We start from the raw sequence: 13,363 nt of genomic DNA, 5'->3' as shown, positions 1-13,363 counted from the left end.
TGGGCCCATGAACCTGCACCAGAACCTGTTGGGCGAACCGCCCGCCACCCGCCTGCCCGACGACACCGACGCCCGCGAGGCTCTGGCCGCCGCCGACGACCCGACACCGGTCGCGGGCCGGTTCCCGTCCTACTCGGCCGCCTGGGCCCTCCTCGCCGAGAACGCCCTCGCCCAGGGCCAGCCGGTGACCGCCTACGCCTACGCGCGGACGGGCTACCACCGGGGCCTGGACCAGCTGCGCCGCGCGGGTTGGAAGGGCCACGGACCGATTCCCTGGGACCACGAGCCGAACCGCGGCTTCCTGCGCGCCCTGCACGCGCTCGCCACGGCCGCCGGGGAGATCGGTGAGTCCGAGGAGGCCGAGCGCTGCTCGACGTTCCTGCGCGAGTCCAGCGCCGAGGCCGCCGACGCGCTCGGCGCCTGAGGCCTCGCGTCCACAGGGTGTGGACGGTTCCCCGAACGCGCCGTCCACACCCTGTGGACATCACCGCCCGAGTCCGGAACCACTGGTCGTGTACCCTCAATACGCAACGGCCCCTGTCGCTGCCTTGCGCCAGGGGTTCATCCATGTCCGGGGTGGGAAAGCCTCGGTCAGGCGTCGAGCGAAGAGGTTGAGACAATGCCGGCGATCACGCTCGTGGGAGCCCAGTGGGGCGACGAGGGCAAGGGCAAGGCGACCGACCTTGTCGGCGACCGCGTGGACTACGTGGTGCGCTACCAGGGTGGCAACAACGCCGGTCACACGGTGGTCATCGGCGACCAGAAGTACGCCCTGCACCTCCTGCCGTCCGGCATCCTCTCCCCGAACGTGGTGCCCGTCATCGCCAACGGCGTCGTCGTCGACCCGGGCGTCCTCCTGGAGGAGCTCGAGGGGCTCAACCAGCGCGGCGTGGACACCTCCCGGCTGCTCATCTCCGCCAACGCGCACCTGATCATGCCCTACCACCGGGCCCTCGACAAGGTCAGCGAGCGCTTCCTCGGCAAGGCCCGGATCGGCACCACCGGCCGCGGCATCGGCCCGACCTACGCCGACAAGGTCTCCCGCCAGGGCGTGCGCGTGCAGGACATGTTCGACCCCAAGATCCTGCGCAAGAAGATCGAACTGTCCCTCAACGACAAGAACCAGCTCCTCACCAAGGTGTTCAACCGGCGCGGCCTCGAGGTCGAGCCGATCGTCGAGGAGTACCTGGGCTACGCCGAGCGCCTGCGCCCGTTCGTCGCCGACACCTCGCTGATCCTCAACCGGGCGCTGGACGAGGGCAAGACGGTCTACCTGGAGGGGTCCCAGGGCACGCTCCTGGACATCGACCACGGCACCTACCCGTTCGTGACCTCGTCCTCCCCCACCGCGGGCGGCGCGGCCGCGGGTGCGGGCATCGGCCCGACCCGCATCACCAAGGTGGTCGGCATCCTCAAGGCCTACACCACCCGCGTCGGCTCCGGCCCCTTCCCCACCGAGCTCCACGACGAGCAGGGCCAGTGGCTGCGCACCCAGGGCGGCGAGTACGGCGTCACCACCGGCCGCGACCGGCGCTGCGGCTGGTTCGACGCGCCGATCGCCCGCTACGCCACCCGGATCAACGGCGTCACGGACTTCTTCCTCACCAAGCTGGACGTCCTCACCGGCCTCGACCGCATCCCGGTCTGCGTCGCCTACGACGTCGACGGCGTGCGCCACGACGAGATCCCGATGACCCAGACCGACTTCCACCACGCCACCCCGGTGTACGAGTACCTCGACGGCTGGACCGAGGACATCACGGGGGCCCGCAGTTTCGAGGATCTGCCCAAGAACGCCCAGCGGTACGTGCGTACCCTTGAGGAGATGGCCGGAGCGCCCGTCTCCGCCATCGGTGTCGGCCCGGGCCGCGACGAGACGCTGGAACTGCGCTCCCTCGTCTGATCCGGCACCGCACCGTCAGTCCGCCTTCAACCCGAAGAGGCCCCAGTAGTGAAAGCCCTCGTTCTCGGCGGCGGAGGCCGCGAGCACGCACTCGTCCGCGCTCTGTCCCTTGACCCGGGTGTCACCAGTATCCACTGCGCGCCGGGCAACCCCGGTATCTCGGACCTGGCCGAGAACCACGTGATCAACGTGACCGACGGCCTGGCCGTGACCGAGCTGGCCGCGCGCATCCGCGCCGAGCTGGTCGTCATCGGCCCCGAGGCGCCGCTGGTGGCCGGGGTGGCGGACGCACTGCGCGACCGCGGGATCCCGGTGTTCGGCCCCGACCAGGAGGCCGCGCGGCTGGAGGGCTCCAAGGCGTTCGCCAAGGAGGTCATGGAGGCCGCCGGCGTGCCGACCGCGCGGGCCCGGGTGTGCCGGAACGCGAGCCAGGTCTCGGAGGCCCTCGACGAGTTCGGGGCCCCCTACGTCGTCAAGAACGACGGCCTGGCCGCGGGCAAGGGTGTCGTCGTCACCGAGGACCGCGCCGCCGCCGAGCAGCACGCGCGCGAGTGCGGCCGCGTGGTCATCGAGGAGTTCCTCGACGGCCCCGAGGTGTCGCTGTTCGTGCTCAGCGACGGCGCCCACGCGCTCCCGCTGCTGCCCGCCCAGGACTTCAAGCGCGCCTACGACGGCGACCAGGGACCCAACACCGGCGGGATGGGCGCCTACGCGCCGCTGCCCTGGGCGCCGACGGGGCTGGTGGACGAGGTCATGGAGTCGGTCGTCCGGCCGACCCTCATGGAGATGAACCGGCGCGGAACGCGCTACCAGGGCCTGCTGTACGTGGGCCTGGCCCTCACCTCGCGCGGTCCGCGCGTGGTGGAGTTCAACGCGCGCTTCGGCGACCCGGAGACCCAGGTCGTGCTGGACCGCCTGGCGACGCCGATCGGCGCGGTCCTCCAGGCCACCGACACGGGCGGCCTGGGCTCCATCGGCTCGCTCCAGTGGAAGCCCGGTGCGGCGGTCACGGTGGTCGTGGCGGCCGAGAACTACCCCGCCGACCCGGTCAGGGGCGACCTCATCGGCGGACTGGACGCCGCGGACGCCCTGGACGGCGCCTACGTCCTGCACGCGGGCACCGCCTGGGACGGGGCCCGCGACGTGAAGTCCAACGGCGGCCGCGTCCTCAACGTGGTCGGCACCGGTGCCGACCTGCGGCAGGCCCGCGAGCGGGCGTACGAGGCGGTGAGCCGGATCGAACTGCGCGGCTCGTTCCACCGGACCGACATCGCCGAACGCGCCGCGGCGCAGCTGTAGGGGGCGTCCGATGAGCGGCTTCGTCGTCCGGCCCCCGCACGTCGAGGTGGAGGGGCTGACCCACCTGCACACCGGCAAGGTCCGCGACCTGTACGCGACCGCCGACAACCGGCTCGTGATGGTCGCCAGCGACCGGGTCTCGGCCTACGACTGGGTCCTGCCCACGGAGATCCCCGGCAAGGGACGCCTGCTCACGCAGCTGTCCCTCTGGTGGTTCGACCGGCTGGCGGACCTGGTCCCGAACCACGTCGTCTCCGACGTCCCGCCCGAGGGCGCGCCCGCGTCCTGGGCCGGGCGGACCCTCGTGTGCGAACGGCTGGACATGGTGCCGGTCGAGTGCGTGGCGCGCGGCTACCTGGCCGGCTCCGGCCTGGCCGAGTACCGCGCCGACCGCACCGTCTGCGGCGTACCCCTCCCCGAGGGGCTGACGGACGGCTCGGAGCTCCCCGAGCCGATCTTCACCCCCGCCACCAAGGCCGAGGTCGGCGACCACGACGAGAACGTCTCGTTCGAGGTCGTGGCGGCGCGGCACGGGGCGGAACTCGCCGCCGAGCTGCGCGACCTCACCCTCGCGGTGTACCGGCGGGGTCGCGAGGTCGCTCGCGGGCGCGGCGTCATCCTCGCCGACACCAAGTTCGAGTTCGGCCGGGACTCCGGCGGTCGTCTGGTGCTGGCGGACGAGGTCTTCACCCCCGACTCCTCCCGGTACTGGCCCGCCGACGCGTGGTCCCCGGGCGGTCCGCAGCCCTCCTTCGACAAGCAGATCCTGCGCGACTGGCTCACCTCGCCCGCCTCCGGTTGGGACCGGGCGTCGGACACCCCGCCGCCGGAGCTTCCGGCTGAGGTGGTCGAGCGCACCCTGGGCCGCTACGTCGAGATCCACGAGCGGCTGACCGGCACCAAACCCGAGCTGTGACGCGCGGCGCGTGCGTGATTCGGCGCACGCGCCGCCGCTTCCGCCCCTCGGAGCACGTATGGTGGTGAGGTCGTGTCCGGGCACCGGAACATCGTCCGGGACGCTGCCCCCGCCCCGACCTCTCCTGTCAGACTTATGCCACTTTGGTCTTTTGCCGGGACTCTATCCGCGATCTGCGGGTATACCACGATCTGGACCGGTACACGCGGGTGGGTGCTATAGAGTCGTCGCGAACCATCGGTTCACTGGCCACGCAGGTCACGCGCAAGACGGTCGCAACGTTCCAGGGGCCGCCCGCGTCCCAACCGCATACAAGCGAAGCCCGACGAGGGTGACCCTTTTTCACATCTGCCTCACAAAGGAGCACAAGAGCATGGGCCAGGAGGTTCGTTACCGCGTCCGCGGCGGACGCCCCCTCAGCGGAACGGCGTTCATCCAGGGCGCGAAGAACGCCGTCCTGCCGATGATCGGCGCCGCCCTTCTCGCGGCGAAGGGCCGTACGGTGCTGCGCAACGTCCCGGTCATCGAGGATGTCTACCGGGCGCTGGAGCTCGCCGAACACGTGGGCGCCAAGGTCGAGTTCCATGAGGCCGAACGGACCGTCGTCATCGACGCCTCCGGTCTGAACGACCCCGAGCAGGCCGTCCTGCCCGCCGAGATCGCGGCCCGCTTCCGCGGCTCCGTGCTCTTCGTCCCGGCGCTGATGCACCGCACCGGCCGCGCCCGTATCGAGGGCGTCGGCGGTTGCAACCTGGGCAGCCGCAACCTGGACTTCCACTACCGGGGCTTCGCGCGCCTGGGCGCCGAGGTCACCGAGGACCCCGAGCGCAACCACATCAACGTCGAGGCCAGCAACCTCCGCGGCGGCCGCCTCTACCTCGACACCCCGTCGCACACGGGCACCGAGAACCTGATCATGGCCGCGGTGCTGGCACCCGGCACCACGGTGATCGAGCACGCGGCCCTGGAGCCCGAGGTCCTGGACGTCATCGCGTTCCTGAGCGCCATGGGCGCGAGGATCACCGGCGGCGGCACCGGACTGATCACGGTCGAGGGCGTCGAGGAGCTCACCGCCGTCGAGCACACGATCATGTCCGACCGCATCGACGCCGGTGTCTTCGCGATGACCGTCGCCGCCACCGGTGGCGAGGTCAGCCTGGTCGGCGCCCAGCTGGACCACCTCGGCGTGGCCCGCTGGAAACTCGAGCAGATGGGGGTCGGCTTCTCCCAGGAGGGCGCCGTCCTGCACGTCCAGCGGGACCCCTCGGTCCCGCTCCGCCCGATCAACGCTGTGACCTCGCCGTTCCCCGGCTTCGCGACCGACCTCCAGTCGCCGCTGATGGCCCTGGCGACACTGGCCGAGGGTGAGAGCTACATCCACGAGGCCATCTACGACGGCCGTTTCGCCCTGGCCGACGAGCTCAACAAGATGGGCGCCAAGATCGAGGTGGAGGGCACCCGCGCGATCGTGCACGGGTCCACCCGCCTGCGCGGTGCCGAGGTCATCGCCCACGACCTCCGCACCGGTGCGGCTCTGGTCCTCGCCGGACTGGTCGCCGAAGGTGAGACAATCGTGGCGCCTGGATATCTGGTGGACCGCGGTCACTCCCAGTTCGCGACGCGGCTTGCCGCGCTCGGTGGCGACGTGGAGCGCGTCACCGTCTCGTAGGAGCCGAAGGCGCAGTGCAAGCCGGGGTGGGGGGTCGCCCCCCACCCGGGCTTTCGGCGTTGATATGGAAAACGATCTTCTTTGGCCCCGCACAATGGGTACGATCTCGGCAATCATGCCGTGACAGAGATCGGGTCGGGAAACCAGTGGGCGCACATAGTGAAGAGCGTGGAATGGTAGCGGGGAGCAACCCGAGGTGAGTGCCCAGCGTACTGGCGATTTGACGATCGGCGTCATAGGGCCCCATGAGGTGGTCGAACGGGTCATGCTCATGGGACCGGGGTCCACTGGGCCCCTCAACGCCAGACTCATCGCCGCCGCGTACCGAGATGAGCAAGAGGCGACGGACAAGGTCGTCAGGCTGGGTTCGGCGATCGACGCCTATCTGTTCGCCAGCCCTGTCCCCTACGAGTTCGCACGTAAGGCCGGGGTCCTGACGATGCCCGCCACCTTCGTGCCGCTCGGCGGGGCGAGCCTGCACGAGGCCCTGCTCCGAGCGACACTCGACGAACGCTACGACCCGACCAGAGCCAGCCTGGACGTGCTCAGCCGCGCCGACGTCGTGGAGGCCTACTCCGAGGTCGACCTCCCCGTGGACGGGATCCACGTGCACGAGGAGCTCACCAACACCGCGCAGCTGACCTCCTTCCACGAGGGGCTGTGGCGGCGCAAGGCCACCAGGATGGCGATCACCTGCGTGCGCGGCGTGGCCGAGCGGCTGGAGGCGATCGGCGTCCCCGTCGTTCGGCTGCGGCCCACCAACGCGGGTGTGCGCAGCGCCCTCCAGACCGCCGGTCTGCTGGGAGCGCACCACCGGCTGGAGGAGGCCCAGTTGGGCGTGGTCGTGGTGGACGTGCCCACGCTGCGCGACTCCTCGCGGCGGTCCACCCCCCGCTACTGGCGGGAGGAGCTGCGCCTGTCCCTGCACCGGCTGCTGCTCCAGGAGGCCCACCGGATCAACGCGACGGCGCACCGGTTGGACGACCACTCGTTCATGATCACCGCGACCCGCGGCTCCCTGGTCACCGCGACCGAGGGGTTCCGGCAGCCGCCGTTCGTGGAGCGGATCAAGGCGGAGCTGGGGATCGCGATCGAGGTCGGGATCGGCATGGGGCGCACCACCCAGGACGCGGAGGCCCACGCCCGCGCGGCCCTGAACCGCGCCCAGGCGTCGCGTCAGAGCTTCGCGGTGGACCGCGAGGGTCGTTCCCTGGTCCCCGCCCAGCGCGCACCCGCACGGCAGTCCTCCGAACCGCTGCGGACCAAGGGCCGCGAGACGCTGATCCGGCTGTCGGAGAAGATCGCCGAGGAGGAGGGCCCCCTGGTCGTCGACGCGGAGAACGCGGGCCGGATGCTCGGCGTCACCTCCCGGACCGCACGCCGACTGCTGCGGACGCTCGTGGAGGAGGGGCTGGCGTGGCCGCTGCCGCCCAACCGCACCCTCCAACCCGGCCGACCCCGCCAGCTGTACCGGCTGATCGTGGAGAAACTCGACAAGGACGCCGCGGGCAAGTAACCGCGCGGTCCGTCCCGGCCCCCGGGGCGCCCTCCGGCAGGGGCGCCCCTTCCCCGTTCCACGGGCCCCCGCCCTCGGGCTCGCGGGGCGTCCGGCCACGCACGTCCGCTGTCCGGCCGCCGGCTACGAACGGCCCGCCGTCCAGCTCATCCTCGCGGCGGCCTCCCCCTGGATCCGGGCGTTGTCCGTCAGGAAGCGGGTGATCAGGGCGATCTCCTCGTCCCCGTAGTCCTCCACGAGCCGGTCGAGCGCGCGGGTGTAGTCCGCGAACAGCTCCCCGGCCCCGCGGGAGAGCCCCTCCGCCATCTCGACCACCACGCGCCGCCCGTCCCGCTCATCCTTGCGGCGGCGGACGTAGCCCCGTTTCTCCAGGCGGGTGACGATGCCCGTGACCGAGGCGGGGGCCAGCCCCGAGCGGCGCACGATCTCCCCCGCCGTCATCGGCCCGTTCTGCTCCAGCAACCCGAGGGTCTTCCAGTCGCTGGGACCGATCCCGAGCCGTTCCCCGAGCACGGTGTGGTACATGACGGCCGCGTCGCTCGACCGGCGCCCCGCCGTGCGGAACGCGTCGAGCAGGTCGGCCCGACGCGCGTCGGCCGCCCCGTTCGCGTCCCCTCCGCCAGAGTCCCTTGACATCGCTGGACCTCCTTCATATATTTCGTTCGAGCGAAAGAAATAAATGTCTCGGCACCAACCTACCCCAGGAGTGACATGCGCGCCATCATCATCGGATCCGGCATCGGGGGGCCGGTCGCGGCCGCGGCGCTGCGCCGTGCCGGGATCGACGTCTCCGTCCACGAAGCCCACCCGGGCCCCGGGACCACCCTCGGCGCCCAGCTCAACCTCGCGCCCAACGGCCTGGCCGTGCTGCGCTCCCTCGGGCTGCTCGACGCCGTCCTGTCCGCCCCCGGCACCATCCCCAACTCCACGATCGACTTCCGTTCCGGCACCGGGCGCCCCCTCGGCGTGATCGACGACGGCTCCACCGCACTGGAGGAGGGGCTCCGGTCCGTCAGCGTCCGGCGCGGCGAACTCCAGACCGCGCTCGCCCGCGCCGCCGCCGACCACGGCGTCGACGTCGAGTACGGCCGAAGGTTCGTCCGCCACACCGACACCGGATCCTCCGTCGTCGCCGAGTTCGAGGACGGCACCACGCGGGAGGCCGACGTCCTCATCGGCGCCGACGGCATCCACTCCCGCGTCCGCCGCGGGCTGGACCCCTCCGCGCCCGCCCCCGTCTACACCGGCCTGCTCGACCAGGGCGGGTGGACGAGCGCCCCCGGTCTGCCGACGACGCCGCCGTCCACCAGTCGGCTCGTGTGGGGCCGCCGCGCCTTCTTCGGCTACCAGAGCGCCCCCGACGGCACCGTGTACTGGTTCGTCAACACACCGCACGACGACCCCGACGAGGCCGCGCTCCGGAGCCGGGACGCCGCGTGGTGGAAGCAGCGCACGCTGGAACTCTTCTCCGACCAGATGCCCGAGATCACCGCGGTCCTGGAGGCGAGCGAGGAGCACTGGTTCGCGCCGCGGGCCGTCCACACCGTTCCGAAGCTGGCACGCTGGGTCCGCGGCAGGGTGGGTCTGCTCGGCGACGCCGGGCACGCGCTGCCCAACTCCAGCGGGCAGGGCGCGTCCATGGCGATCGAGGACGCCGCCACACTGGCCCCGTGCCTGCGCGACATCTCCGACCCGGCGGCGGCCCTGACCACCTACGAACGGCTGCGCCGCCCCCGCGTGGAGCGGATCATCACCGAGGGCACCCAACGGGGGGACCTCAAGAGGATCACCAACCCGGTGGGGGTGTTCCTGCGCGACAGGGTTCTGCTTCCGCTGGTCTTCCGCAAGGTGGCCAGGACGGAGGGGCACTCGTGGGTCTTCGACCACCGCGTCGACGTCGACGCCCGGGTCGCCCCGGTCGCCTGAGCGGTGACCGGAGCACCCGCGGTGCCCCGGTCACCCCGGACGGCGTTCCGCCGGCGGTCGGCTACCGACGCTTGGCGTAGGCGGTGGCCACGGACAGGAACACGTCGTTCTCCTCGGGTGTGCCGAGGCTGACGCGCGCCCCCTCACCGTCGAAGGGACGGACCGAGACACCGACCTTCGCGCACTCGGCGGCGAAGTCGAGCGTGTCCTCCCCGAGCCGCAGCCACACGAAGTTGGCCTCGGTCGGCGGGACCGTCCACCCGGCGGCGATCAGGGTCTCACGCACCCGGGTGCGCTCCTCGACCGTGGCCTCGACGCGCTCCATGAGCTCGTCGCGCGCGGCCAGGGAGGCGATCCCGGCGGCCTGCGCGAGGTGGTTGACGGCGAACGGCACCAGGGTCTTGCGCACGGCCGCGGCGACGTGCGGGTGGGCGACCAGGTAGCCCAGGCGCACCGCGGCCAGACCGTAGGCCTTGGAGAACGTCCGCAGCACGGCGACGTTGGGCCGGTCCCGGTACAGCCGGACGCCGTCCGGCACCCGCGGGTCGCGCACGTACTCGTGGTAGGCCTCGTCGAGGATGACCAGGACGTGTTCGGGGACCCGGTCGAGGAAGGCCGTCAGCTCGTCCTCGGGCACGGTCGTGCCGGTCGGGTTGTTGGGGTTGCACACCAGCACCATGCGGGTGTTCTCGGTGACGGCGTCGGCGATCGCGTCGAGGTCGTGGGTCTCGTCGCGGAGGGGGACGCGCACCGAGGTCACCCCGGCCAGCTCGGCCAGGAGCGGGTAGGCCTCGAAGGAGCGCCAGGCGTAGACGACCTCGGCGCCCGGTTCGCCCACGGCCTCCAGCAGCTGCTGGAGCAGGCCGACCGAACCGGCGCCCAGCGCCACGTGGTCCTCGGGGACCTCCAGGAAGCGGGCGAGCGCGCCCACGAGCTCGGTGGCGCCGGGGTCGGGGTAGCGGTTCAGCTCCGCGGAGGCCCGGGCGACGGCCTCGCGCACGGACGGGAGCGGCCCCAGGGGGCTCTCGTTGGAGGACAGTTTGATGGACCGCCCGTCGGGCCCGACGACCTTCCTGCCGGGCTTGTAGGCGGGGATGCTCTCCAGCACCGACCGCAGATATGGCGATTTCGGCTCCGACACCATTGTCCTTCCTCAATACTTTGTGTTATCCCCGCGACACGATCAGCGATATCGCGCCCGGATCGATCACCGCTCCCAAGCGGAAATATCGCACAAACGAGGAGATAGCACCATGCTTTCGCGTCATCGCCCCGCCGATTCCGTTCGGATCTTGGCAGGTCAGGCCACCGGTGCGCGCAAGAGTCGGCGATTCATCCGCTCACTGGTCCTCCCCATGACCCTATCCATCGGCCTCGCGGTCACCTCGTGCGGCTCCGCCGAGGAGGAGGGGCAGGCCGCGGCCGACCCCAACGCCGAGGCCGCCATCCGACTCCAGGAGGCCCAGCCCACGTCCGTCCGCGACGCCACCCTGCTGCCCGAGGGCAGCGAGAGCGGCACCTACTCCGAGCTCGCCACCGTGCAGTACAGCGAGCAGGTCCGCGAGTCCACCGAGATCGACAAGCCCGAGTGCGTGGACGCCGCCAACCGGTGGGGCGACCTCGACGGCGTACGCGACGCACCCGCGTCGGTGGCCGCCTACGAGTGGCCCGAGGGCTCGGTGTCCAGCATGCTGGTCGAGGTCGACGAGGAGACCGCCGCCGAGGCGATGGCGATCGAGCCGCCGACGTCCTGCGAGTCCTACAACGCCACCTACGCCGACGGTACGTCCTCGGAGTACGGGGTGCGCGGCCTCGACATGCCCGCGATGGGCGACGGGTCGCGCGCGTTCCTGATCGAGGTGCGCACCGGCGCGGAGGCGAGCCACATGCTCAGCGTCATGTACCGCAACGGCGCGCTCCTGGGCATGACCTCCATCCTCGGCGGCGGTGACGAGGCGGACTACGAGGAGATGCTGACGGCGTTCACCGAGGCCGCCATCGAACGGCAGGACCAGATGCTCGGCTGACTCCGGGCGGCGCGGCCCTGAGGGCGCTCAGGCGGGCTGGCCCGTGTCGGCGTCCCTCTCCCTGGCCGGTCGCGCGGCGGGGTGCTCCCGCGCCGCCCGCAGCGCCCGGGCCTGCCGGTCGGTGTCGCGGACCGCCTCGTCCCTCCTGGCCGCCACACGCGGGCGCGGGAGCTTACGTGGAGGGCCCTGGAGCTCACGGGTGGTCACGGCACCGAAGGAGGCGGCCACGGCACCGCTCGCCCGGTCCACCAGCACCGCCCGCACGGCGGTCCGCCCGCGCCCGCCGATCCGGACGGCGAAGACCACGTCCACACGGCGGCCCTGCCGCATACCGTCGTAGCGGAGGAAGCGCCAGCATCCGTGCCGCCACACGTCCTCCGGGTCGGTCCCGCGCAGCACGGGCCGGTTGGTGCGCCAGACGTCGCTGGAGCGCAACCGCACCATGGTCCTGCGCAGCGAGACCGGGCGCAGGGCGCAGGGCTCCCGGTTGGTCAGGCGCGCCGCCAGTTCCCGGAGTTCGGGGCTGAGCACCGCCAGCACGGCCAGCTCCACGCCCAGGACCACGGCGTGCGTCGCGGTGAGGTGGGTGAGGACCCCCCATCCCGTCGGTGCGAGGCCGAGAGTGGACAGGGCGGCGACCGAGAGCAGCCCGGCGCGGGTCAGCGTACGCCAGCCGATCGGGGCACGGCTCAGGCCGCCGAAACACCCGCAGCCCGCCTCCGGGTCGCGTCGGCGCGCGAGGAGCAGGACGCCGACCGACACGGCGAACAGGGCCGCCGCACCGGCCCGCGCCAGCCCGCCCGGCGTGCCCGCCAAACCCAGGAGACCGACCGCGAGGACGGCCTCCAGTAGTCCGGACACCACCGTGACCGGGCGGCGCAGGCGTACGTTCAGCAGGACGGCCAGGCCGGACGAGGCGGCCCCGGTGGTGGTCTTGGCCGCGGCGCCGCACAGCAGCAGCACCGCCAGCAGTGGCAGCTGGACCTCGCGGACCACGTCGACGATCTCGGGCAGCATGGTCATCCCTCCCCCTGGGCGACGGTCGCGGTGGCGTTGAAGCAGCCGTCCTCCAGCCGCCCGCCGAGGGCGACGAACGCGGTCATGGTGAGGGAGGCGATCCGGCCCGCGCCCTGGCCGCCGCAGGTCGGGCACAGGTCGCAGATCCAGCTGTCGGCGGCGGCGCAGTCGGTCACGGGCACCACCGTGGTGTCGCGCGTGCAGTCGTTGCGCAGGCGCAGGGTGGCGCCGGTGGACAGCAGCGGCAGGGGCGCGCACGGGGTGCGCCGGTCGCACCCCCCGCCGTGCCCGAGCGGGTCGATCGCCGGGTAGGCGGCGGCGTTGGCCAGGGCTCGGGGGTCCAGGTGGGACGAGCGCCCGAGGACGGGGTCGTACCACGTGGCGATCCCGCTGACGGTACCGGAGTACTCGCGGGTGGGCGGCCGGTGCGGCGTGGCGTGGAGCGGATACGGGGGCTGGGTGGTCGCGGGACGCGTCGCCCAGACCGCGCCGTCGCGCCACACGCCGATCGCGTCGAAGACGTAGCCCGCCTCCAGGCGGGGGTGGCGGACCCCGATCCGGCCGGAGGAGCGGTAGGGGAGAACCACGGGCACGCGCGGACGGCCGTGGCCCGGGTCGATCTCCAGCTCCTCGCCGTCGCGGCCGACGATGACCCCGGTGGCGCGGGCGGGCTGGGCCCACACCCGCTCGGCGACCAGGCGGCCGTCGTGCGAGCACAGGACGACCGCGTCGTCACCGGGGCTCAGGTCGGCGGGGTCGACCTCGTCGCCCTTCCAGAAGGAGGTCACGCGCTCGAAGAGGAAGCGCTCCTCCCCCCGCGTGGTGGCCAGGCACAGCATGTAGGGGGTGGCGTCGACGACGACGCCGCGGGCGACGCGGTCGCTGAGCGGGAGGGGCTCGGGAACGGCGTCGGGGCCGAGGACCGCCGCGGTGAACCGCCTGCGGTCGCTCCCCCTTCCAGTCATCACTGACATGTCGTCCGCGCCCCCTTGTCACCCGACTCGTCACTCAGTGCCCATTGTCCTGCTCACGGCCCCGTGCGGGCGTTCACACGCCGACCCGCACCGGTTCGTGCCGGTGACATGTCCCG

At 72.2% G+C, this 13,363-nt stretch carries 12 protein-coding genes; 8 read left to right on the top strand and 4 right to left on the bottom strand.

Annotated elements, in window-relative coordinates; genetic code table 11:
• The first annotated feature begins 7 nt into the window (after positions 1-7).
• The 6 genes from ACTVAJ_RS17740 (at position 8) to ACTVAJ_RS17715 (ending at position 7,303) form a co-directional block, all read left to right on the top strand.
• Positions 8-424 (top strand): DUF3151 domain-containing protein, encoded by a 417-nt coding sequence (locus tag ACTVAJ_RS17740; protein WP_470389289.1) that lies wholly within the window; start codon positions 8-10, stop codon positions 422-424.
• A gap of 195 nt (positions 425-619) precedes the next feature.
• Positions 620-1,903: an adenylosuccinate synthase gene (locus ACTVAJ_RS17735; RefSeq protein WP_470389288.1), complete on the top strand. Its 1,284-nt coding sequence runs from the start codon at positions 620-622 to the stop codon at positions 1,901-1,903.
• Positions 1,904-1,951: 48 nt separating this feature from the next.
• Entirely contained in the window at positions 1,952-3,202 is a 1,251-nt protein-coding gene (gene purD / locus ACTVAJ_RS17730; protein ID WP_470389287.1) for a phosphoribosylamine--glycine ligase, read from the top strand.
• A gap of 10 nt (positions 3,203-3,212) precedes the next feature.
• Positions 3,213-4,118 (top strand): phosphoribosylaminoimidazolesuccinocarboxamide synthase, encoded by a 906-nt coding sequence (locus ACTVAJ_RS17725; RefSeq protein ID WP_470389286.1) that lies wholly within the window; start codon positions 3,213-3,215, stop codon positions 4,116-4,118.
• 373 nt (positions 4,119-4,491) lie between these two features.
• Entirely contained in the window at positions 4,492-5,787 is a 1,296-nt protein-coding gene (gene murA / locus ACTVAJ_RS17720) for a UDP-N-acetylglucosamine 1-carboxyvinyltransferase (RefSeq protein WP_470389285.1), read from the top strand.
• 250 nt (positions 5,788-6,037) lie between these two features.
• Positions 6,038-7,303, top strand: coding sequence for a transcriptional regulator (locus ACTVAJ_RS17715; RefSeq protein WP_470389284.1), 1,266 nt, complete (start codon positions 6,038-6,040; stop codon positions 7,301-7,303).
• A gap of 123 nt (positions 7,304-7,426) precedes the next feature.
• Here the strand turns inward: ACTVAJ_RS17715 and ACTVAJ_RS17710 are convergent, their stop codons facing one another.
• Positions 7,427-7,939: a MarR family transcriptional regulator gene (locus tag ACTVAJ_RS17710; protein ID WP_470389283.1), complete on the bottom strand. Its 513-nt coding sequence runs from the start codon at positions 7,937-7,939 to the stop codon at positions 7,427-7,429.
• A gap of 75 nt (positions 7,940-8,014) precedes the next feature.
• Here ACTVAJ_RS17710 and ACTVAJ_RS17705 point away from each other — a divergent pair, with 75 nt between their 5' ends.
• The gene (locus tag ACTVAJ_RS17705; protein ID WP_470389282.1) at positions 8,015-9,229 is read left to right on the top strand and encodes an FAD-dependent monooxygenase; all 1,215 of its coding nucleotides are present in this window, start codon (positions 8,015-8,017) and stop codon (positions 9,227-9,229) included.
• A gap of 61 nt (positions 9,230-9,290) precedes the next feature.
• Here ACTVAJ_RS17705 and hisC read toward each other — a convergent pair whose 3' ends face one another.
• Positions 9,291-10,373: a histidinol-phosphate transaminase gene (gene hisC / locus ACTVAJ_RS17700; protein ID WP_470389281.1), complete on the bottom strand. Its 1,083-nt coding sequence runs from the start codon at positions 10,371-10,373 to the stop codon at positions 9,291-9,293.
• A 211-nt stretch (positions 10,374-10,584) separates the two neighbouring features.
• On the opposite strand from hisC, the gene ACTVAJ_RS17695 reads away from it, so the two are divergent.
• Positions 10,585-11,256 (top strand): hypothetical protein, encoded by a 672-nt coding sequence (locus ACTVAJ_RS17695; protein ID WP_470389280.1) that lies wholly within the window; start codon positions 10,585-10,587, stop codon positions 11,254-11,256.
• Positions 11,257-11,283: 27 nt separating this feature from the next.
• Here ACTVAJ_RS17695 and ACTVAJ_RS17690 read toward each other — a convergent pair whose 3' ends face one another.
• Positions 11,284-12,273, bottom strand: a complete 990-nt coding sequence (locus ACTVAJ_RS17690) for a MauE/DoxX family redox-associated membrane protein (protein ID WP_470389329.1) — start codon at positions 12,271-12,273, stop codon at positions 11,284-11,286.
• A 2-nt stretch (positions 12,274-12,275) separates the two neighbouring features.
• Positions 12,276-13,247 carry a hypothetical protein gene (locus ACTVAJ_RS17685; RefSeq protein WP_470389279.1) on the bottom strand — a complete coding sequence of 324 codons (972 nt, stop codon included), beginning with the start codon at positions 13,245-13,247 and terminating at the stop codon, positions 12,276-12,278.
• Positions 13,248-13,363 lie beyond the last annotated feature (116 nt).

It is taken from the genome of Nocardiopsis sp. KDC1DS13DA1 (genome assembly GCF_055632325.1).
This window is presented reverse-complemented; position numbering and strand designations above follow the sequence as displayed.

Excerpts from the sequence above, each read along its gene's own strand:
- hisC (WP_470389281.1), bottom strand. The coding sequence starts at position 10,373 with ATGGTGTCGGAGCCGAAATCGCCATATCTGCGGTCGGTGCTGGAGAGC.
- ACTVAJ_RS17695 (WP_470389280.1), top strand. The coding sequence starts at position 10,585 with ATGACCCTATCCATCGGCCTCGCGGTCACCTCGTGCGGCTCCGCCGAG.
- ACTVAJ_RS17705 (WP_470389282.1), top strand. The coding sequence starts at position 8,015 with ATGCGCGCCATCATCATCGGATCCGGCATCGGGGGGCCGGTCGCGGCC.
- ACTVAJ_RS17725 (WP_470389286.1), top strand. The coding sequence starts at position 3,213 with ATGAGCGGCTTCGTCGTCCGGCCCCCGCACGTCGAGGTGGAGGGGCTG.
- ACTVAJ_RS17685 (WP_470389279.1), bottom strand. The coding sequence starts at position 13,247 with ATGTCAGTGATGACTGGAAGGGGGAGCGACCGCAGGCGGTTCACCGCG.
- ACTVAJ_RS17690 (WP_470389329.1), bottom strand. The coding sequence starts at position 12,273 with ATGCTGCCCGAGATCGTCGACGTGGTCCGCGAGGTCCAGCTGCCACTG.
- ACTVAJ_RS17735 (WP_470389288.1), top strand. The coding sequence starts at position 620 with ATGCCGGCGATCACGCTCGTGGGAGCCCAGTGGGGCGACGAGGGCAAG.
- ACTVAJ_RS17740 (WP_470389289.1), top strand. The coding sequence starts at position 8 with ATGAACCTGCACCAGAACCTGTTGGGCGAACCGCCCGCCACCCGCCTG.
- murA (WP_470389285.1), top strand. The coding sequence starts at position 4,492 with ATGGGCCAGGAGGTTCGTTACCGCGTCCGCGGCGGACGCCCCCTCAGC.
- ACTVAJ_RS17710 (WP_470389283.1), bottom strand. The coding sequence starts at position 7,939 with ATGTCAAGGGACTCTGGCGGAGGGGACGCGAACGGGGCGGCCGACGCG.